This window comes from Kushneria phyllosphaerae (assembly GCF_900312995.1).
GTDB lineage: Bacteria > Pseudomonadota > Gammaproteobacteria > Pseudomonadales > Halomonadaceae > Kushneria > Kushneria phyllosphaerae.
The window spans coordinates 321,567-342,995 of sequence record NZ_ONZI01000001.1; the positions used below are offsets into that span (position 1 = coordinate 321,567).

18 protein-coding genes are annotated in these 21,429 nt (G+C 62.0%); 10 read left to right on the forward strand and 8 right to left on the reverse strand.

The window, feature by feature from the left end:
• Positions 1-154: 154 nt before the first annotated feature.
• Positions 155-1,516 carry a tRNA uridine-5-carboxymethylaminomethyl(34) synthesis GTPase MnmE gene (gene mnmE, locus KSP9073_RS01410; protein WP_108841977.1) on the forward strand — a complete coding sequence of 454 codons (1,362 nt, stop codon included), beginning with the start codon at positions 155-157 and terminating at the stop codon, positions 1,514-1,516.
• 119 nt (positions 1,517-1,635) lie between these two features.
• Positions 1,636-2,532, forward strand: coding sequence for a PhzF family phenazine biosynthesis protein (locus tag KSP9073_RS01415; protein ID WP_108841175.1), 897 nt, complete (start codon positions 1,636-1,638; stop codon positions 2,530-2,532).
• A 25-nt stretch (positions 2,533-2,557) separates the two neighbouring features.
• On the opposite strand, the gene KSP9073_RS01420 is transcribed toward KSP9073_RS01415, so the two are convergent.
• Positions 2,558-3,727 (reverse strand): MFS transporter, encoded by a 1,170-nt coding sequence (locus tag KSP9073_RS01420; protein ID WP_108841978.1) that lies wholly within the window; start codon positions 3,725-3,727, stop codon positions 2,558-2,560.
• Positions 3,728-3,894: 167 nt separating this feature from the next.
• Between KSP9073_RS01420 and lplAB the strand changes: the two genes are divergently transcribed.
• Positions 3,895-4,956 (forward strand): lipoate-protein ligase LplAB, encoded by a 1,062-nt coding sequence (gene lplAB, locus KSP9073_RS01425; RefSeq protein ID WP_108841176.1) that lies wholly within the window; start codon positions 3,895-3,897, stop codon positions 4,954-4,956.
• Positions 4,957-5,020: 64 nt separating this feature from the next.
• Here lplAB and KSP9073_RS01430 read toward each other — a convergent pair whose 3' ends face one another.
• Positions 5,021-5,914 (reverse strand): cation diffusion facilitator family transporter, encoded by an 894-nt coding sequence (locus tag KSP9073_RS01430; protein WP_108841979.1) that lies wholly within the window; start codon positions 5,912-5,914, stop codon positions 5,021-5,023.
• A gap of 160 nt (positions 5,915-6,074) precedes the next feature.
• Here KSP9073_RS01430 and KSP9073_RS01435 point away from each other — a divergent pair, with 160 nt between their 5' ends.
• From KSP9073_RS01435 to KSP9073_RS01455, 5 genes are all read left to right on the forward strand, one after another.
• A complete protein-coding gene (locus tag KSP9073_RS01435; RefSeq protein ID WP_108841177.1) occupies positions 6,075-7,829 on the forward strand; it encodes an ABC transporter ATP-binding protein in 1,755 nt (584 codons plus the stop codon).
• Positions 7,826-9,565, forward strand: coding sequence for an ABC transporter transmembrane domain-containing protein (locus KSP9073_RS01440; RefSeq protein WP_108841178.1), 1,740 nt, complete (start codon positions 7,826-7,828; stop codon positions 9,563-9,565). The genes KSP9073_RS01435 and KSP9073_RS01440 overlap by 4 nt, the downstream gene beginning before the upstream one ends.
• Positions 9,566-9,824: 259 nt before the next feature.
• A complete protein-coding gene (locus KSP9073_RS01445; protein WP_279310046.1) occupies positions 9,825-11,156 on the forward strand; it encodes a PqiA/YebS family transporter subunit in 1,332 nt (443 codons plus the stop codon).
• Positions 11,153-12,799, forward strand: a complete 1,647-nt coding sequence (gene pqiB, locus KSP9073_RS01450; protein WP_108841180.1) for an intermembrane transport protein PqiB — start codon at positions 11,153-11,155, stop codon at positions 12,797-12,799. Before KSP9073_RS01445 ends, pqiB begins: the two co-directional genes overlap by 4 nt.
• Positions 12,796-13,464 (forward strand): PqiC family protein, encoded by a 669-nt coding sequence (locus KSP9073_RS01455; RefSeq protein WP_108841181.1) that lies wholly within the window; start codon positions 12,796-12,798, stop codon positions 13,462-13,464. Before pqiB ends, KSP9073_RS01455 begins: the two co-directional genes overlap by 4 nt.
• A 105-nt stretch (positions 13,465-13,569) precedes the next feature.
• Here the strand turns inward: KSP9073_RS01455 and KSP9073_RS01460 are convergent, their stop codons facing one another.
• From KSP9073_RS01460 to rdgB, 4 genes are all read right to left on the reverse strand, one after another.
• On the reverse strand, positions 13,570-14,418 hold the full coding sequence (locus KSP9073_RS01460; RefSeq protein WP_108841182.1) for a 23S rRNA (adenine(2030)-N(6))-methyltransferase RlmJ: 849 nt from the start codon (positions 14,416-14,418) through the stop codon (positions 13,570-13,572).
• A gap of 79 nt (positions 14,419-14,497) precedes the next feature.
• Positions 14,498-15,145: a YiaD family glycine zipper/OmpA-like lipoprotein gene (locus KSP9073_RS01465; protein WP_108841980.1), complete on the reverse strand. Its 648-nt coding sequence runs from the start codon at positions 15,143-15,145 to the stop codon at positions 14,498-14,500.
• A gap of 116 nt (positions 15,146-15,261) precedes the next feature.
• Complete coding sequence (gene hemW / locus KSP9073_RS01470; RefSeq protein WP_207771418.1) at positions 15,262-16,440, reverse strand: radical SAM family heme chaperone HemW; 1,179 nt, start codon at positions 16,438-16,440, stop codon at positions 15,262-15,264.
• Entirely contained in the window at positions 16,437-17,036 is a 600-nt protein-coding gene (rdgB, locus tag KSP9073_RS01475) for an RdgB/HAM1 family non-canonical purine NTP pyrophosphatase (protein ID WP_108841184.1), read from the reverse strand. Before rdgB ends, hemW begins: the two co-directional genes overlap by 4 nt.
• 267 nt (positions 17,037-17,303) lie before the next feature.
• On the opposite strand from rdgB, the gene KSP9073_RS01480 reads away from it, so the two are divergent.
• Complete coding sequence (locus KSP9073_RS01480; protein WP_243409068.1) at positions 17,304-17,990, forward strand: LuxR C-terminal-related transcriptional regulator; 687 nt, start codon at positions 17,304-17,306, stop codon at positions 17,988-17,990.
• Positions 17,991-18,093: 103 nt separating this feature from the next.
• Here KSP9073_RS01480 and KSP9073_RS01485 read toward each other — a convergent pair whose 3' ends face one another.
• Positions 18,094-19,647 (reverse strand): SulP family inorganic anion transporter, encoded by a 1,554-nt coding sequence (locus KSP9073_RS01485; RefSeq protein ID WP_108841186.1) that lies wholly within the window; start codon positions 19,645-19,647, stop codon positions 18,094-18,096.
• A 41-nt stretch (positions 19,648-19,688) separates the two neighbouring features.
• Positions 19,689-20,444, reverse strand: coding sequence for a carbonic anhydrase (locus KSP9073_RS01490; protein ID WP_133240965.1), 756 nt, complete (start codon positions 20,442-20,444; stop codon positions 19,689-19,691).
• Between the two features lie 294 nt (positions 20,445-20,738).
• On the opposite strand from KSP9073_RS01490, the gene KSP9073_RS01495 reads away from it, so the two are divergent.
• Positions 20,739-21,422 (forward strand): response regulator transcription factor, encoded by a 684-nt coding sequence (locus tag KSP9073_RS01495; protein WP_108841188.1) that lies wholly within the window; start codon positions 20,739-20,741, stop codon positions 21,420-21,422.
• Positions 21,423-21,429 lie beyond the last annotated feature (7 nt).

Genomic DNA, 21,429 nt, shown 5'->3' on the forward strand with positions numbered 1-21,429 from the left:
GGTATCGATTAGTCTGCGAACCACTATAGCAATGACCAGCCCGCTTGACCGGTGTCATCGACCGGCGCTTGCAGCGTTTGGTCCCAGCGCTGACAATCGGCGCCATATCATTCATGGCCGCCTCTGCCGGCTTTATCACCATTTCGGAACGCTCATGCTCGACCAGGACACCATCAGTGCGCTGGCCACCCCGCCCGGGCGCGGCGGCGTCGGCATCATTCGCCTGTCCGGCGCCAGAACCGCCGACATCGCCCGCGTCATGCTGGGGTTTGACCCCGAACCCCGTCGCGCCCATTACGGCCCCTTTCTGGGCGCCGAGGGTCAGGTACTCGATGAAGGCATCGCGCTGTGGTTTCCAGGCCCCAACTCGTTTACCGGTGAAGACGTGCTGGAGCTTCAGGGCCACGGCGGCCCGGTCATCATGGACTGGCTTCTGGAGCGCACCGTGGCGCTGGGCGCGCGCCTGGCACGCCCCGGAGAGTTCTCGGAGCGGGCCTTTTTAAACGACAAGCTCGATCTGGCGCAGGCCGAGGCGATTGCCGATCTGATCGAGGCCAGCTCGCGCGCGGCGGCCGAAAACGCCCTGCACTCGCTGCAGGGCGAGTTCTCGACCCGGGTACAGGCGCTGGTGCAACGCCTCATTGAGCTGCGCATCTTTGTTGAGGCCGCCATCGACTTCCCCGAAGAAGAGATCGACTTTCTCGGCGATGGTCGTGTCGCCGAAATGCTCTCGAATGTGCGGGCAAGCCTTTCCGAGGTGCGCGCCAGCGCTGCCCAGGGCGCGCTGATGCGTGAAGGCATGAGCGTGGTGATCGCCGGGCGCCCCAACGCGGGCAAATCAAGCCTTCTCAACGCCCTGACCGAGCGCGAAACCGCGATCGTCACCGACATTGCCGGCACCACCCGGGACGTGCTGCGCGAGCACATTCATCTGGATGGCATGCCGCTGCACATCATCGACACCGCCGGCCTTCGTGACACGCCGGATGCGGTGGAAAAAATCGGCGTCCAGCGTGCCTGGGCAGAGATCGAAAAGGCGGATCGGGTGCTTTTGATGGTCGACAGTCGCGAAAGCGGTGAGCTTGATCCGATGGCAATCTGGCCCGAGTTCGTCGAGCGCCTGCCCGACCCGTCAAAGCTCACTCTGGTGCGCAACAAGATCGATGAAAGTGGCGAAACCAGCGAGCCTGACCTTGCCACTACCCCGCCGGTGATTCGTTTGTCCGCCACCACGGGCGCCGGCGTGGAGCATCTGAAAGCGCACCTCAAGGGCGTGATGGGATTCCAGTCGACCAGCGAAGGCCGCTTCTCCGCCCGCCGTCGTCACCTGGATGCCCTCGACCGGGCCGGACAGGCGCTGACCCACGGCGCGGATCAGCTGGCCAGCGCCAGTGCCGGCGAGCTGCTGGCCGAAGACCTGCGCGCCGCCCAGGACTCGCTCGGTGAGATCACCGGCGAATTCACCGCCGATGAATTGCTGGGCGAGATTTTTGGCAGTTTCTGCATCGGTAAATAAATTCATATCGGCCAACAGGTGCTGCAGAAAAGGCAGTCCGACGCGTTCGCCGGCCGCCGTTTTGCCAGTCAAACGATATCGTGCCCGGGGCGGCTGCCCCGCGCTCAAGGAAAGTTGCCATGCCCCTTCATGACGTGATCGATCCACGGGCGTCTTCCATCGACTACCTGCTGCTCGATGTCTTTACCGCCACCCCCTTTCAGGGCAACCCGCTGGCCGTGTTCCCTGATGCAGGCGCCCTGAGCGCCCGCGTCATGCAGCAAATGGCGCGCGAGCTCAATCTGTCGGAGTCGGTGTTCATGACCGCCACCGCCATGCCAGGCGTGTTTGATGTGCGCATCTTTACGCCGCATCAGGAGCTGCCCTTTGCAGGGCATCCCACCATCGGCGCGGCCTGGCTGTTGCGCGAAATCGGCTGGCATGACGATCAGACCCCGCTGATCCTGCGTGAACGGGCCGGTGATGTCCCCATTCGCTTTGATGGCGAGCAGGCCTGGCTCAGTACGCCCAGCCCCTTGAGCCTCGAGCCGAGTCCTCTGTCGCGTTCAAACGCCGCGGCCCTGCTGGGACTCTCGGTGGAGATACTGATCGATGAGCCGGTGGTCGGCTCTACCTGCGGCTCGCCCTTTCATCTGATCAGGCTGTCCTGTGTGGAAGCACTGGGTGAGGTTCGCGCCAACCCGGCCCTGCTGCCGGAGGTGCTTAACACCGAGCACGGCGCCAATGTCTATCTGTACGTCGAGGAAGGGGAGCGCTGCATTCAAACGCGCAAGCTGCGCATCAGTGATCAGGTCGTGGAAGACCCGGCCACCGGCAGTGCCGCCGCGCCGCTGGCCGGTTATCTGGCCCAACAGTCACCTCAGACCGGCACGCTGGAATACACCATCATGCAGGGCCTCGAGATGGGCCGGCCCAGCCGCATCGGCGTACTGGTCGACAAGACCGGCCAGGACATCACGGCCATTCACGTGGGCGGAACGGCCGTGGTCATCGGTGAAGGCCGCCTTCGTCTCTAGACCGTCTCCAGACAGGGCGACCGGCTCAGGCGGCCCGGGACTGGCGCTCATGACGCCGTGCCAGCATCCAGATGGCAAGCCCGCCCAGCGCCAAAAGACAGCCCACCACGCCGGTCGAGCGAAAGCCAAAGCCCAGCGCCAGCGTCATGCCCGCAAGCCAGGGGCCGAGGGCATTGGCCATGTTGAAGGCCACGTGGTTAAGCGCCGCTGCCATGTTCTGCGCCTCGCCGGCCACATCCATCAGGCGGGTCTGCAAAATGGTGCCCAGCGCCCCGCCAATGCCGATGCAGAAGACATCAAGGCTGATCAGCCACGGGTTGCCCGCCACCAGCGGGAAAACACCCAGCGCCACCGCGCTCCAGATCAGAAGGGCACCGGCGGTGGGCATCAGGGCGCGGTCGGCAAAACGCGGCACGACAATATTGCCGATCGTCATGCCCAGACCAAAGATGGCCAGCACCAGCGGAATGGTGGCAGACGACATCTGCGTCACGCTGTCCAGCGTCGAGGTCAGATAGGTATACACCGAAAACATGCCGCCAAAGCCTACCGCGCCGATGGCCAGCGTCAGCAGCACGGCGCCGTTTTTCAGCGCCCGCAGTTCCCCCTTGGCACTGCGCTCGCTGGCCACGCCCGTTTTGGGCGCAAACAGGGCGATCATGACCACGGTCAACAGGGCCAGGGTGGTCACCAGCCAGTACCCCGAGCGCCAGCCGATGGCATTACCCAGCCAGGTCGCCAGCGGCACGCCGACGATGGTGGCCACCGTCAGGCCCAGCATGACCATGCCCACTGCACGCGTGCGCTTGCCGCTGGTCACGACCGAGGCCGCCATCAGAGCCGCCAGCCCGAAGTAGGCGCCGTGCGGCAGGCCGCTCAAAAAGCGAAACAGCACCAGCGAGCTGTAGCTTGAGGCCAGCGCGCTCATGGCGTTGCCAAGCGCAAACAGGGTCATGAGAATCAAAAGCAGCCACTTTCGATCGATACGCGCCGCCAGTACGGTAATGACGGGCGCGCCGATGACCACGCCCAGTGCATAGGCGCTGATGATGTGACTGGCCGTGGACGGGTCGATCTGCATGTCATGCTGAATAAAGGGCAGCAGACTCATGGTGGCAAATTCGGTCGTACCGATGGCAAAGCCACCGGTAGCCAGCGCCAGAAGAACAAGCAGGGGATGGGTATGACGAACCATGAAGCCTCGCAGAGGAATGAAAAAGGCGATCCTCACCACCACGCCGGGCAGGGCGCGGGAGACGAGGGATCAGTATAGGGGTCAAAACGTCGAAGGCGCCGGTAGCGGTTTACGCTCGGCACCCGGTTATACTGTCATGACATCAAACCGGACCCGGATTTTAGACTATGGTCGAAGCATCACGCCACGGCGAATACAAGGTGCCCGGCGGCAAGCTGCTGGTCGCCGACATCACCATCGACGATGGCCGGCTGGCCGCGGTGCGACTGTCGGGGGACTTTTTCCTTGAGCCCGACGACGCACTCGATGCCATCAATCAGGCACTGGTGGGCGCAAGCGTGGCTACCGGTGCCGAGGCGCTGGCCGAACGCGTGCGCCAGGCGCTGCCGGAAGGCACCGTCATGGTGGGCCTGTCGGCGCCGGCAGTGGCCACGGTCATCCGCCGGGCGCTGGCGGGCGCCTCCGACTGGCGCGAGCATACCTTTGGCCTGATCCATCGCCCACCGGAATCGCCGGCACTGCACATGGCCCTTGATGAAGTGCTCACCCGGGAAGTCGCCGAAGGCCGGCGCGGGCCGACGCTGCGAGTCTGGGAGTGGGACCGCCCGGCCGTGATCATCGGCAGCTTTCAATCGCTGTCCAACGAGGTCGACATGGACGCCGCCCGCGCGTTCGATATCGAGGTCGTGCGCCGCATCAGTGGTGGCGGCGCAATGTTCGTTGAGCCTGGCAACACCATCACCTGGTCGCTGATCGTGCCGGAGACCCTGGTCGAGGGCCTGTCGTTTGTCGAAAGCTACGCCTTTCTCGACGAGTGGGTGATTCAGGCACTGGGCGACATGGGCATCCGCGCCTGGTATGTCCCCATCAATGACATCACCTCCGAGGGCGGCAAGCTGGCCGGCGCCGCGCAAAAGCGCCTGGGCGGAGCCGTGCTGCATCACGTCACCATGGCCTACGACATCGATGCCGAGCGCATGACGAACGTGTTGCGCATCGGCCGCGAGAAGCTCTCCGACAAGGGCATCACCAGCGCCGGCAAGCGCGTCGACCCGCTGAGAAGCCAGACCGGTCTGGCACGCGAGGTCATTATCGAGCGCATGGCGGCCTCCTTTGGCGCGCGCTACACCCTCACCCCTGACGATGTTCGCCCCGAGGAACTGACCGCAGCGCAGGCCTTGGCGGTATCGAAGTTTCAGGACGAGGCGTGGCTGACCCGCGTGCCCTAGCCCGACCGGGTGACGGGCCGCGTCAGCCAGGGACCGCTGGTCGAAAACCGTTAGTCAAAAACCGTTAGTCAAAAACAATGTCGGCAGCCTTGTGCTCGGCCTTGTGCTCGGGCTCGACGTGAATGGTGATGCGCACCTCGCCCAGTGCCTGACGCAGCCCGGCTTCGATGCGATCGCAGATTTCATGGGCGTGAAACACCGTGGTTTCGCCGGGGACCACAAGATGAAAATCGACAAAGGTGGCGCGGCCGGCATGACGGGTACGCACATCGTGGGCCTCGACGGCACCTTCGCCGGTCACGACGATGACATGATGGATCAGTTCCAGGGTATCGGGCGGCACGGCTTCATCCATCAGCCCACTCAGCGATTCCCGGATCACCTGCGCGCCCGACCAGAGAATATTGATGGCCACGATAATCGCCACCAGCGGGTCCAGCAGCCACCAGTGGGTCGTCATGGCCAGCCCGACACCAATGATGACACCGGCCGAGGTGACCACGTCGGTAAAGAGATGACGACCATCGGCGACCAGCGCCGGCGAGCGCTCGCGACGACCGATGCGAATCAGCACGCGCGACCAGACCGCATTGATCAGGGTGGCCGTCAGACTGAAGACAATCCCCATCAGCGGCAGCTGGAGCGGCTGCGGGTCCATGATCCCGGTCACGGCCTCGCGCAGGATCAAAAGCGCCGCGATGATGATCATCACGCCTTCCAGCACGGCGCTGAAAAACTCCGCCTTGTGATGGCCGTAGGGATGATTGTCATCGGCCGGCATGGCGGCCACCCGAATGGCAATCAGCGCTGCCACGGCAGTGACCACGTTGACCATGCTCTCCAGCGCATCCGAGAGCAGGGCCACCGAGCCTGTCAGGGCATAGGCCAGCGTCTTGAGGCCAAGCACGGCAAAGCCTACCAGCAGGCTGGTCCAGGCTATTTTCATCGTGGTGGACACGATCATTTCCTCACGCGTTGAAGCGCCCTAGCGTAATCGTCACCGCCGACAACAACAACGTGAATCCGGAATCAAACCACCCCGCAGTGCGTGACCCTTTGTTACACTGCCGGGGGCTCTGCCCTGATGTCCATCCATCCTTTCAATCGAATCAACGCCCATGGCGCTACGCCGACTGCTGCTCGATTTTCTGGCGACTCATCGCCGTGCCTATCTGCTGGCCATTATGGCACTGCTGGCGGTGGGGCTTCTCAACATGGCCCTGCCCTGGTGGGCCGGTCGCATGATCGATGCCCTTAATGAGGGGCGCATCGACATGCCCGGGCTCTGGCGCAGTGGCGCGGTGCTGGTGGCCGTGGCACTGGCGATGTATGGACTGCGCTATGTATGGCGTATTCTGCTGTTTGGCGCCTCCTACCAGCTGGGCGTGGCCCTGCGCGATCGTTTCTATGAAAAGCTGACCCGGCTGGACCCGGGGTTTTTCCAGCAAAGGCGCAGCGGCGATCTGCTGGCACGCTCGACCCAGGACATCGATGCGGTGGAAGTGGCTGCCGGGGAAGGCGTGCTCTCAAGCGTCGACGGGGCGCTGACCCTGCTTCTGGTGCTCTCCATGATGATCATCGTGATCGATGCGCCGCTGGCGCTGATCGCGCTGATCCCCTTCCCGTTCATGGCCTGGGGCTTTTATCGGGTGGCCAGCCGGGTGCAGGGCTATTTCGGTCAGTCGCTGGCACGCTTTTCCGATCTCAATGATCGCACCCAGGAGGCCATCGCCGGGCTGCGACTGTTGCGCCAGCACTCGCTGATCGAGGCCGAGATTGCCGATTTCGACCAGCGGGCCGAGGCCCACGCCCGGGCCAACTACCAGGTACAGCGCATGGAGGCGCGCTACGACCCGGTCGTTTTCCTGGCACTGGGCAGTGCGACCCTGGCCACCATTGCCGCCGGCAGCTGGCGCTATCTGAGTGACGCAATCACGCTGGGCGAGCTGACCAGTTTTACCCTGTATCTGGTGCAGCTGATCTGGCCGATGTTCGCCCTAGGCTGGTGTCTCAACATTCTTCAGCGCGGCGAGGCGGCCGCACGACGGCTGACCGAGTTCTTTCAAGAGCGCGAAACCATTGATGATGCGGGCGAGCGGACCACGGCGCCCTCCCCGGCCCTTCACATCGCCATCGAGGCCTTTACCTATCCACTGGCGACCACGCCGGCACTCGCCGATATTGAACTGGAGATCCCGCCCGGCCGGACCGTGGGGATCGTGGGCGCCACCGGCAGCGGCAAGTCGACCCTGATTCGCCTGCTGCTGCGCCAGTATCCGCTGACCCACGGCACGCTCATCCTGGGTGAGCATCCGCTGGGCGACTATCAGCTGGGCACGCTGCGCTCGATGTATGCCTATGTCCCGCAGGACCCGTATCTGTTTGCTGCCACGCTGGGCGAAAACGTGGCATTGGGCGTTCCTGACGCCAGTGACAGCGAGATTCGGACGGCTCTGGAGGCAGCAGCCTTCGGCCCGGATCTGGCCCGCCTGCCCGAGGGGCTCGATACCCGCATTGGCGAGCGCGGCGTGACGCTGTCCGGCGGTCAGCGTCAGCGAGTGGCACTGGCCCGCGCCCTGCTCTCTCCCGCACCGATTCTGCTGCTCGATGACACGCTTTCGGCGGTCGATCAGACCACCGAGCAGCAGCTTTTGAAAACTCTGGAAGGCGAACGTGAGCGTACCTGTCTGATCGTGAGCCACCGGCTGTCGGCGGTGCGCCATGCCGACCACATCGTGGTACTGGATCAGGGCCGTGCCGTCGAGCAAGGTCGCCATGAGACCCTGCTGGCCCGGGGCGGCCACTACGCCCGGCTGTGGCAGGAGCAGCAGATCCGCGGTGAGCAGACTCACGGTGAGGAATTCCCGTCATGATCAACCGTCGCCTGCTGGCCCTGATGCTGCGTCCGCTGCTTAAGGACCGTCGCCGTCTGGTGCTGGCGCTGATGCTGCTGTTGACCGCCACCGGTATGGACGTGCTGGGCCCCTGGCTGACCAAGCACTACATCGACAGCTATCTGGTGCCGCGGGATCTGCGCCCCGAGCCGCTGGTCATCCTGCTGATGCTGTATGTCGGCAGCCAGAGTCTGGCCGCCCTTGGCCGCTATCTGCAGACGCTCTATTTTGCTCGCATTGCGCTTGACGCGGTGCATGCCCTGCGCAAGCGCGTTTTTCGCCATGTGATGCATCTGCCCCAGCACGTTCATGACGCCACGCCCACCGGGGAAATGGTGGCGCGAGTGACCAACGATACCGATGACCTGCGCGAGCTCTACGTCGAGTTTCTGGCCACCGTTTTGCAGAATCTGATGCTGTTGATCGGCATTCTTGTCGCCATGGCGCTGATGGATGTGAAGCTGATGCTGATTGCCGCGACCCTGATTCCGGTGGCGGCCGTGATCATCTGGGGATATCAACGCGCCAGCGGCCCGGCCGCGATGGAGGTACGCCGCCTGCGTGCCGGCCAGAATGCCCGGATCAACGAGGCGATCGGTGGCATGAGCGTGCTGCAGGCCTTCAATCAGACCGAGCGCTTTCGAACCCGCTATCACGACCTGAACGTGGCGCAGTATCACGCTCGGCTGCACACCATTCGTATTTCGGCACTGTTATTGCGCTCGGCGCTGGATCTGGTGGGTGTGATCGTTCTGGCCGCGCTTTTGATCGGCTATGGCGCCGACAGCCTGGTGGGCGGCGCCGAAATCGGCGTGCTGTATGCCTTCGTGACCTGGCTTGGGCGCGTATCCGAACCCCTGATCGAGATCACCCAGCGCTTTAACATCTTTCAACAGGCGGGCGTGGCCGGCACGCGGCTACTCTCTCTGCTGGACCGCCCGCAGGCGGGCGCCGGTGACGATACACGGGCGATCCAGTCGGCCGACTACCGGCTCAAGCGCGTGAGCTTTCGCCATCATGGTGCCCAGGCCAATACGCTTGATGACGTGACGCTTGAGATTCCCGAAGGGCGATTCATCGGCCTGGTCGGCCATACCGGCAGCGGCAAGTCCACGCTGCTGGACCTGCTGGGCGGGCTGCAGCCGGCCTTTGGCGGTCATCTGCTGCTGGACGGCCGACGTATCGATACCCTGGCGCCGTCGGTGATCAATACGGTGATGGCCAGCGTCCCCCAGGAACCCTTCATTCGCTCGACCACCCTCAGGGACAATTTGTTGATGGGAATCGAGGCCGATGAGGCCGCCATGGCGCGCGCCATTGATGAAGCCCAACTGCGCGAGCTGATTGACCGCCTCCCCGACGGGCTCGAGACACCGCTGGGCGAGCGGGGCCTGACGCTGTCCACCGGTGAGCGCCAGCTGCTGGCGCTGGCACGGGCACTGCTGCGACAGCCGCGCATTCTGCTGCTGGATGAAGCTACCGCCAGCGTGGACAGCCTGACCGAGTCGCGCCTCAACCAGGCGCTGGCCGCCCTCAAGGGTCGCGTCACCATGGTGGTGGTCGCCCACCGGCTCTCAACCATTGCCGGGGCCGATGAGGTCGTGGTGATGCAGGCCGGGCGGGTGATCGAGCGCGGCGCGCCCGAACGTTTGCTTGAACACCAGAGCGGCGCCTATTACCGGCTCTGGCATCAACCCGGCACGCTCGATGATTGACCCGCTCAATGATGAATTCAGGGGTTCAAACCCCATGGCGGCTTGCCGTTAATGGCTGTCGATGCTATTTACGTACCACGCTGAATGTTTACCGGCTCTGGCCTACCTTAAGAGCCCGGCACGCCTGGGACATCGCGACAGTGCCTGATCGCCATGCCAGGCTATAGTCTGCAGGTATTAATACTGACAGGGCCTGCTCTGATCAGTATCCCCTGGTCGTTTCAAACACAATCGACCCGGGCTGACTTCGGAGAGAACCATCACCACGCTATCTGAGCCTTCACAGCCCCTGCGGGTCTGTCATGAATGCGATCTGGTCAGTACCGTGCCGCCGCTGGCGTGTTCGGAAAGTGCTCGCTGCCCGCGCTGTCAGCATGAGCTGATGGTGCGAAAGCGTGCGCCTGCCCAGCAGGCGCTGGCACTGGCCATCGCCGCCGTCGTGGCGCTGGTCACCTCGCTGGCCTTTCCGTTTATCTCCTTTTCGGCCCGCGGCCTTGAGCGTGCCATCAGTCTGACCGATGCCATGTCGACCCTCTCGACCGGCAACTACATCATGCTGGCCGTAGTGCTGTGGATGGTGCTGTTGCTGCTGCCGATGCTTTATCTGGGCATGGTGATCGTGATCCATACCGCCTTTTTGCTGGGCCGTCGTCCGCCTCACGGCATGCTGATGCTGCGCACCCTGCGACATATCGAACACTGGATGATGGCCGACGTGTTCCTGATTGGCGTGCTGGTGAGTCTGGTCAAGATTTTATCGCTGGCCAGCATCGGCTTCGGTGTCTCCTTCTGGGCCTTTTGTCTGTTTGTGGTGCTGATGCTTTTGATCTCGCGCAGCGTGGATCGTGACTGGCTCTGGAACGTCATGGCCCCGGAGCCGGCCCCGCCGGCGCATGCGCGCACCGGGCGTACCGCGCAGTCGCAGAAGCTGGTGGGTTGCCCGGTCTGCAGTACGGTCAACGACTATTACCATCACAAGGCGTGTTACTGCCGGCGCTGCGGCGAAAAACTGCACATGCGCCGTCGTCACAGCGTGCAAAAGACCCTGGCGCTGCTGCTGGTGTCGGTCATGCTCTACATTCCGGCCATGACTCTGCCGATCATGACCGTCTCGAGTCTCAACGACACGACGACCCAGACGGTTATCGGCGGCGTACTGCTGCTGATCAACCATGGCGACTATCCGATCGCCGCCATCATCTTTCTGGCCAGTGTGGTCATTCCGGTCGCCAAGCTGATGGCGCTTTTCTGGCTGTGCCTCAAGGTGGGCCGGCCACAGCCCTGGCGACCCGAAGTGCGCATGACCCTGTACCGGATCACCGAATTCATCGGACGCTGGTCGATGATCGATGTCTTCGTGGTGGCGCTGCTGGCCGCGCTGGTCCAGCTGGGTGTGTTGATGCATGTCTCTGCCGAGCCCGGCATTATCGCCTTTGGCAGCGTGGTGATTTTGACCATGATCGCCGCGATGAGCTTTGATCCGCGCCTGATCTGGGACGCCGCCGATCATCCGGACCTTGAAAACAACGATATTTCCACATTATCCCCTCAGCCGGTGGTTGCAGGGAAAGCACAGGACACGGGGCCATGAGCGAGACCGAGACCACCGCGCAACGAAAGAAGCATCGCCACATCTCTCCGGTCTGGCTGATTCCCCTGATCGCGCTTTTGATCGGCGGATGGATGCTCTATCACACCCTCTCCTCGCGCGGGCCGGAAATCACGCTGATCATGAACAATGCCGAGGGTATTGATGCCGGCAATACCATGATCAAGGCGCGCAACGTGGATGTGGGCGAGGTCACCTCGGTGTCCCTGTCAGAAGACACCTCGCACGCCGTGATCAAGGCCCGCATGAATCCGGGCACTGATCGACTGCTCAACGAGGACACCCGCCTGTGGGTGGTCAAGCCGCGTATCGGTCGGGAAGGCATCAGCGGCCTGAACACCGTGCTGTCGGGCGCCTATATCCAGCTGCAGCCGGGGCACTCCGAAAAGGCGCAGGACAGCTTTGAAATGCTCGAACAGCCCCCGGTCGCCCCGCCGGATGCCAAGGGGCTGCGGCTGCATCTGACCAGCGCCGCCGCCGGCTCGCTCAATGTCGGTGATCCGGTGCTGTTTCAGGGCTTCACTGTCGGCCGGGTCGAGAATCTCGAGTTCGATACCGAAGACCGGGTGGTGCACTATCAGCTTTTCATTCAGGAACCCTATGAGGATCTGGTCACCAGCAATACCCGCTTCTGGCTGGCCTCGGGCATCAATTTCGACCTGAATTCGGAAGGCTTTTCGCTGGGACTGGGCTCGCTGGAGTCGCTGGTCAGCGGCGGCGTGACCTTTGGCGTGCCGGAGGATATTCCGCCGGGTGAGCCGATCGGGGCCAACAGCAACATGGTCTTTTCGCTGTACAGCGATGAAGAAAACGCCCTTCAGGGCAGCTTCAGCCACTATCTGCGCTATGTCGTGATGATCGATGACACCGTGCGCGGGCTGTCCCGCGGGGCGCCGGTCGAGTATCGCGGCGTGCGCATCGGCACCGTGGATACCGTGCCCTATCGCATCGATCTGTTGCAGGAAAATCAGGTCGAGGGTTTCCGCATTCCGGTGCTGATTCGCATCGAACCCCAGCGCCTGCAGGCGAAGGTGGACGAAGAGTCGCTCAAGGACTGGCGGGCCCGCATCGATAACATGTTCAAAAACGGACTGCGGGCATCGCTCAAGACCGGCAATCTGTTCACCGGGGCACTTTTTGTGGACACCAATTTTGTGGAGGATCCGTCAAAGCAGACGCTCAAGGACTACAACGGCGTGGCCGTGTTCCCCAGTGAACCCGGCAGCTTTGCCCAGATCGAGCAGAAGGTGACCGGCCTGCTCGATAAGCTCAATAACCTGCCGGTGGAGTCGTCACTGGACCGGCTGGATGCCACGCTTGCCAGCTCCGAGTCCCTGCTCAACGAGCTCAACGAAACCGCCGGCAGCCTCAACGAAGTGCTCAATGACGAGAGTACCCGCGCCCTGCCCGGTGATGTCCAGCACACGCTGCGCAGCATCGAGCAGACACTGTCGAGCTACTCGAGCGAGGCACCGGCCTATGGCGAGCTGACCTCGACACTGAAAAGCCTTGAGCAGCTGATGCGCTCGCTGCAGCCGGCAGCGCGCACCATCAGCGAGAAACCCAATTCGCTGATCTTTAATCGCGGCGAGATTCAGGATCCGCAACCGAGGGCCCGTCCATGATGATGCCACTTCTCAACGCGTCCGGTCGCGGCGCAGCGCTGGTGACACTGGCGCTGCTGGCCGGCTGCGCCGGTCAGTCCACCGAGTTTCATCGCTATACGCTGCCGCTGGCCGATCAGCGCACTGCCGCCGCCGAACCCGGGGTGTCACTGCCCGACAGCGCGCCCACGGTGGCGGTGTCATCGGTACGGCTGGCGGACTATCTCGACGGCCAGGGCGTGGTCTATCAGACCAGCGATATCGAGGTGAACGAGGCACAGGCCAATCTGTGGGCCGACAGTCTGAGCGCCCAGCTCACCCGAAGCCTGCAGCGCACGTTGAGTGAGCGGTTAAAGGATCATCGCGTGCTGGGCGAAACCCTGTCCGGCGATCGCGCCGATACCGGGGTACGGATCACGCTGTCACGTTTTCAGGGTCGCTATGACGGCATGGCCGTGCTGGCCGGACAGTACCAGCTGCGCAATGCCGGCGGCGATCTGCTGGCTCAGCAGCCTTTCGAGATCGAACGTCCGCTTGAGGATGACGGCTATCCGGCGCTGGTGCGCACCCTGTCACAGGGCTGGGAAAACGTGGGTGAGCAGATTGCCGACGAGATTACCCGTCAGGAACAGATGGCCTCGAGCACCGGCTTGCCGGCGCGTTCGACACCGGCCACGACGCCCTGAGCCACTGACGACTCGTGAACCAGTGGGGCTCTAAAACCGGGGCTCTGAAACGACAAAAGGCCCGCCGACATGGCGGGCCTTTTGCTGGCGTCATTGAAGCGCGCATCAGGGCCGTTCGGGCATCCACCAGTCACTGGCATGGGACGCCTGGTCGCCATACAGCGCAGCCAGCGAGGCAAACGCCTCATCAAGCTGAGTCTCCAGCTGCCATGGCGGGTTGAGCAGCAAAAGCCCTGAACCATACAGGCCGAGTTCGCCGGCCGGGGCATGTCGGGTCAATTCGCTACGCCACACCTTGGCGATGTTGTGGCTTTTGACAGCGTCCAGCAGGCGCTGATGTCGCGCGTCACCCAACAGTGGATACCAGATCAGTACGACCGCGTGTCGCACCTGATGCACGACCTGCGAAAGCGTTGAGGCGACCGCTTCATACTCGTTTTTCACTTCATAGGACGGGTCGATCAGTACGCAGAGCCTGGGCGTTCGAACCGGCAGCTGGTGGACCAGACCGCCGAGACCGTCGCGCTTGAGCCGTCGGACATGGGGCGTTTCAAGCCGGGCATCTTCCAGATGGCGATGCTCGCCGGGATGCAGCTCATAAAGGGTCAGGCGATCATTGTCACGCATGGCGCGGGCAAACCACCAGGGCGAGCCCGGATAGCGCGACAGCGTGTCTGTATCGTCCTGAAGGGTGGCCAAAGCGTCACACCAGCGCGCCACAAGCCCGGCTTGCCGAGCACGCGAGCGCCACAGCGGCAGGACACCGTCACGGTATTCACCAAGCCTTGCAGTCTCGGCAGCCGCCAGCGGATAGTGACCACGCCCGGCATGGGTGTCGATCAGACTCAGGGCCGAACCCTTTTCCATCAGGCGCTCGATCAGCGCGAACTGAGCCAGATGCTTGTGCACGTCGGCAAAGTTGCCGGCATGCCATGCATGTTGATAGGAAAGCACGCTCCCTCCTTGAAAAAAACGTCGCCGCAGTCATGAGACTGCGGCGACGATACGGCCGGCAGGGCTGCCGATCCGGTGATCAGCTGTTGCCCTTGGGCACCAGCGTGACCGTAACGCGACGGTTCTGTGCCCGACCATCCGGCGTATCGTTGCTGGCGACATAGTTGCTGGCGCCGTAGCCCTGCATGATCAGACGGTTGAAGTCGACACCGCCGCGGGCCAGATAGTTGCCTACCGCTTGGGCACGCAGCTCGGACAGACGCTGGTTGTAGGCCGCCGCACCGGTCGAATCGGTGTAGCCGGCGATATTGACCAGCGTGTCGGGGTACTCGCCGAGCACCTTGATAACACCATCCAGCGGGCGGTAAATCTGCGAGGAAAGCTCGCTGGAATCGCTGCCGAAGGTGATGGCGCTGGGCATGTTGAGCTGAATCTGATCGCCCACGCGATTGACGCTTACGCCCGTGCCCTGCATTTCCTGACGCAGCTTGGCTTCCTGAGCGTCCATGTAGTAGCCGATACCACCGCCGGCCGCCACGCCCACGGCGGCGCCGATCAGGGTCTTGTCGAGGCGGTGGTTGCCACTTTTGGTGGCCCCGGCCAGGCCGCCGACCAGTGCGCCGATGCCGGCGCCCTTGGCCAGACTCGAGGTCTGCTGTTCATTGGAATAGGGATTGGTAGTGGTACAGCCTGTGGCGGCCATGACGACCGCCAGCGGTGCCGCCATCCAGATGCTTTTCTTCACGTCCTGCTCTCCTGTGAATACCGTTCGGGACATCCATCAACACACATGCCCGACCTTGCTGAATCTGCAGGGCAATCACTGCCCTGGCATGTGGCCCGTCATGAGCGGGCCAGAACCGAATCATCGCACAGCGCCAGCAAATCGTTGAGAAACAAAAGCCCCAGCGGGGTGGCCTGAATGCGTGAGTGTGTCTCAAACATCAGCTCGCGGGCGATGGCCGCCCTAGTGTGAGCGTCCAGGCGCGCATCGTCGAGCCCGGTATGACGCTCCCAGAGCGCGCGCGGCACCCCGTCGCCCAGGCGCAGGGCGTTCATCAGAAACTCGAGCCCGCGCTCATCGCGCGAAAGCTTGCGTTGACCGGCCACGAAACCGCTGGGATCCCCATGACGGGCCAGATAGGTCTCGGGCTGGCGCGTTTTCCAGCGCCGCTCGATTTCAAGCCCCTTATCCAACAGGCGGGAAATCTTGCCGTGGGCACCGGCCCCGATGCCCAGATAATCCCCGAAGCACCAGTAGTTCAGATTGTGGCGCGCCTCGTGTCCGGGGCGTGACCACGCCGAAATCTCGTAGCGCTGAAAGCCGGCGCCCTCCAGACGGGCTTGGCCTGCATCCTGAATATCGGCCAGCACGTCCTCTTCGGGCAGCGTCGGCGGGCGCGAATAAAAGGCCGTATTGGGCTCAAGCGTGAGCTGATACCAGGACAGATGCGAGGGCGAAAGCGACAGCGCCTGGTCGATATCCGCCAGTGCCGTGGCCATCGTCTGTTCGGGCAGGCCATGCATCAGATCGATATTGATCTCGTCAAAGCCGACCTCGCGCGCGGCGGTGATGGCCTTGACGGCCTCATCAGCGTTATGGATACGGCCCAGCCGGGCCAGCGCGTCGTTGTCAAAACTCTGCACCCCGACCGACAGCCGGTTGATGCCGGCGCGGCGAAAATCGGCAAAGCGCTCGCGCTCAAAGGTGCCCGGATTGGCCTCCAGGGTAATTTCGATGTCCGGTGCCAGCGTCATGCGCTCGCGAATCCCGGCCAGCAGCCTTTGATAGCCGGCACCACTGACCAGGCTGGGCGTACCGCCGCCAATGAAAATTGACGTCAGTACCCGACCCTGAACATCGACCAGCTCGGCGTCGAGGTCGGCCAGCAGGGCATCGATATAGGCGGTTTCAGGCAGGGCCTGCGAAAGCGTATGAGAATTGAAGTCGCAGTAGGGGCACTTGCGCACGCACCATGGAACATGGATATATAGCGCCAGGGGCGGCAGGGAGGACATCAGCGCTCCAGCTGCTCGAGCAGCGCGCTCAGCGCACGGCCGCGGTGGCTGATCCGGTTTTTGAGCTCGGGGGAAAGTTCAGCCACGCTTGAGCCCTGCTCGGGCACCCAGAACAGGGGGTCATAGCCAAACCCGCCCTCGCCGCGCGGCAGGGAAAGGATTTCCCCGGGCCAGCTGCCCTGAACAATAATGGGCACCGGGTCCTCGGCATGGCGCATATAGACAAGCACGCAGTGGTATTGCGCGCCACGCTGTCCCTCGGGGATATCGGCCAGCGCCTCGATCAGCTTTTCGTTGTTGGCACGGTCATCACCCTGAGCGCCGCTATAGCGCGCCGAATAGATGCCCGGGGCACCGCCCAGTGCCGTGACGGCAAGGCCCGAGTCATCGGCCAGCGCCGGCAGACCGCTGCCAAGACAGGCCGCACGCGCCTTGAGCAGGGCATTTTCAACAAAGGTCAAGCCGGTCTCTTCAGCGGCCGATATACCATGATCGGCCTGAGCGGTAAGCTCCCATGCCAGCGGTTCCAGCAGCTCGCGGAACTCCCGCAGCTTGCCGGCATTGTTGCTGGCGACAACGAGAGAGCGTGTAGCAGACATAAGGCATGATCCCCTAGTGTGATTGACGCGCCCATTTTAAAGCGCCATGTCATCACACTGGAACATATTGTTGCGGATTGGCCGACCGAAGCATACCTGGCGTGATACAAATAGCGTGATATTAACCAACGAATTGGCCATCAAAACAGCGCCTGCCCGAGCGATGCTCCAGACGCCGTTTCGGAGTAAGCTTGAGCAAAGCCTCGTCGTTGGCTGTCACAACATGAGCTGATGAACGGGCATCAAGGGGGCACCGTGGATAGTGACGTGGAAAGTGATAAGAAGGTAGTCGTACTACTGGTGACAGAGATCAATCCGCAAAGCGAGCTGTTCATGCAGTACGTGCGGGACAGGATCGGCTGCGAAGTAGAGACGCTGGCACCGCGGGACGCGGTTCCGGCAGAAGATGATATACAGCGTGTGGTGCTGCTCGATGCCGATCACGTCAATGAAAAGGACATGTACCACTGGGAAGAAAGTGCGGCCAGTGACAGTGCCACACTAACGCTGGCAGCCTTTAACCTTGCCGATGAAAATCAGGCCGTCAATCTGGCGACCACCTTTCGTCTCCAGGGCGTTTTTTATCGCCGTGATTCGCTGGCCCTGATCTGCAAGGGCATTGCCAAGCTGATCAACGAAGAACTGTGGATGTCGCGCAATCTGATGACGCGACTGATCCGTTTCTATCGTCGCCAGCAGATCAACGCCTTCAGACCGGCCAACGGCCTGACGCATCGCGAACTCGAGATTCTGCGACTGCTGGGTACGGGCGCGTCCAACACCGAAATCGCCGGCCAGCTCTTTGTCAGCGAACATACGGTCAAGTCGCACCTTTACAACATCTTTCGCAAGCTCAAGGTGCGCAATCGCATTCAGGCCATGAACTGGGTGCGCCAGAACCTGGGCGGGGCACCGTTGCCACCCTCCTCCCGCAGTACGTCGTCCGACGCCTGAGCACGTCTGCTGCCGGGTCACGACAGGGCGCTCCTGACCGTAATGGTCAGGGGCGCCCTTTTCATGGTTCATATGGCCAGTTCATGGTTCGTATGCCCAGACTTCAGGCAGCGGGCGCCATATCACTGTCTGACGACGACCTTGAGGAGCGCAGGGCGGGATAGCTGGCCGTCAGGCCGTTGACCTGCTTGAGCTCGACCACGATGTCACGCTCGTGCGAGGAGTAGACGAAGTTGTCGATATCCTCCTGAATATCGGGGTCAATGAACCCCGCCTCGCGGGCATCAATGATCAGATGACTGCCGTCGGTGATTTCATCAAGGTAGTAGCGCACCTTGTCACGGTTGAGAAAGGACACATCGGTATGAAACCGCAGCAGGGCATAGCGGTCATGATGGGTAAACGACACCGAGGAGTGATAGTTGGCGCGCACCAGAAAGTAGAGCCCGCACAAAAAGCCGATGATGACTCCCTCCAGCAGATTGGTGACCATGATCGCCACCACCGTCACGGCAAAGGGCACAAAGCGCTGCCAGCCCTGATGATAGTGCGCAAGGATCGTGGCCGGCCGGGCCAGCTTGTAACCGGTATGCACCAGCACCGCCGCCAGACACGCCAGCGGAATGAACTCCAGTGCCCCGGCCACGAACGCCACGCTGCACAGCAGCAGCAGGCCGTGCACGAAACTGGCCAGACGCGTGCGTCCGCCGGCCTGCACGTTGGCCGAACTGCGCACGATCACGGCCGTAATCGGCAACCCGCCGACCATGCCACTGACCATATTGCCGATACCCTGCGCCTTGAGCTCGCGATGCGGCGGTGAATGGCGCTTGAGCGGGTCGATCTTGTCGACCGCCTCCAGACTCAAAAGGGTTTCAAGGCTGGCCACCAGTGCCAGCGTCACGGCCGTCATGTAGACCTGCGGCTTGAGCAGATCCGCCACCACCGGCAGCTGCAGCTGACCGATAAAATCGACCGGGCCACCAAGCCCGGGCAGGGAGATACGCTGACCGGCCTCCAGCGCTCCGGGCAGGCCCATGGCCAGCGCCAGACGGTCCATGCCGATGGCCACCAGCACGGCCACCAGCGCCGCCGGGAAGCGCTTGATCACTGCCGGCATGAAGGGCTTCTCCCAGCTGACCAGTATGCCCAGCGTTACCACGGCAATGGCCAGCGCCACCGGTGACAGGTTGGCCAGCAGCGCGCCGACATTCAAAAGCGACACCTCGCTGTCCTGCGAGAGTCCCAGCGCCAGCGGTATCTGATTCAGGATCAGAATCAACCCGATGGCCGCCAGCATGCCCTTGATGACGGCCGAAGGTACAAAGGCACCGATCTTGCCCAGACGAAGAAAGCCGAATATCAGCTGCAGGGCGCCGGCCAGCACCGTGGCCATGAAAAGTCCGCTCAGACCGAGCTGTTCGACGGCACTCAATACGATCACGGTCAGGCCGGCAGCCGGGCCGGACACGCTCAAGGAAGAGCCGCTGAACATCGAGACGACAAGACCGCCAATGATACCGGCAATCAGTCCGGAGAGCGGCGGTGCCCCCGAGGCCAGTGAAATGCCCAGACACAAGGGAATGGCGACCAGAAAGACCACGACGCCAGCAGGTAAATCCTGTGGCAGCGTCTTTAATGAAAGCGCTTTGCTCATGTTAACTGTCTCTTTTCATGAATAATGAAACGATTGAATGGTCAGACGGCGCAGGCCTGAACACGCTCGCAACCTTCACCATTCCAGCGCTGAATTTCGCGCAGTCTTCCCGTTTCCAGGGCATACACCATGCCGTGAATCGTCGGTAGCTGGTGGCGTGACCAGTGCGCCTGAATCAGCGGCAATTCACTGAGTGTTCTGATTTGATCGGCCACATTGAAGGCCACCAGCCGATCCAGACGTTCGGCATCGTCGGTAATTTCTGCCAGCTCATCGGCATGCCTTCTTCTGACGTTACGGATGCCATCCAGGTGATGATCAAGATGAGAAAGGCCGGTATTTTCATCTGTCATTGCCGCCTTGATGCCCCCACATCGATGATGACCGCAGACGATGATATGACGGACCTTTAATACAGCAACTGCGTATTCAAGTACGCTCATAAAGCCTGTTTCATTGGGGCAGACCCGATTGGCCACATTACGATGAATAAACATTTCGCCCGGCGAGGTATTACAAAGCTGCTCGGCAGGAACACGGCTGTCAGAACAGCCGATCCAGAGCACTTCCGGAGATTGCCCGGCGCTCAAGCGATCAAACATGTTTGGATCGCGATGTTTGATTTCACTGGCCCAGGCCTGATTTTCCAGCAACAATCTCTCGACAAAACGCATCTGGCGCTCCTCTATTTTGTTACGAAACGGTAACCGATACGTTTCAAATCCATCCCATAACGCAATTTCCTGTGCACAATGCGCCATTTGATGTAGATGCACGTTTTGACCGCTCTCATTCAAAAATCGATCGCCTTATAATCGAGAGCATCTTCAGTACCCCGGTCGCGTCGGCTATCGGTACGATCACCGGAACCACTACGGCGTTTCTGCTGATCGACCTAGAACGTTAGTCGCAAGAGCTTAATCAGCTCTGAACCTTAAGTGCTTTTAAGTAGTTGTTTTGTTTATTTTTTTACTTAATCTTACTTAGCGTGAAGGGTGCCCTGTCCGGTGCGCCGGACCCTGGCACATCCCCCTGTTTTGATCGCTGTCGGGTGTCTGAAGGCCTTCATACTCTTTACCAGGGCCACTTTCATGGATGTGACGAATATTGCACTGATCATGGTGACCAAAAGCAGCCCCCAGAATGAGCTGTTTCTGGACTATCTCCGTCAGCAACTGGACTGCCATGTGCAGCAGCTGCCGACCGATGAGCCACCCGAATTACCCGAGAATCTAAAGCATTGCCGCGTTGTGGCACTGCTGGACGACGATCATCTGGAAGAGTCCGTGCTGCGTGAGTGGACCCAGCAGCTGGGCCAGTATGACGATGCCATCTTCACGGCTTTCAACATGAGCAATGAGGACCGCGCCGTCGCGCTGATGATGCGCATGCCGCTGCACGGTATCTTTTATCGGGGGGATTCCCTTGAGCTGATCAGCAAAGGCATTCGCAAGCTGTTTGAAGGGGAGATGTGGCTGTCACGCCCGCTGATGGAGCGTCTCTTGTGCGCCTACTGGCATCGTCAGCACGGCGAGCAGCTGCCGCTGGCAAGTCTGACCCCGCGGGAGCAGGAAATTCTGGGGCTGCTGGACAGCGGTGCCAGCAACCTGGACATCGCGGATCGCCTGTCCATCAGCGAGCACACGGTCAAGTCGCACCTGTATCACGTGTTTCGAAAGCTCAAGGTAAGAAACCGGGCCCAGGCGCTGAATCTGCTGCGCCAGCAGCCCACGGCCGTGGTGGCCGCGCCCCGCACGCGTCGGGAAACGGCCTGACAGGCCA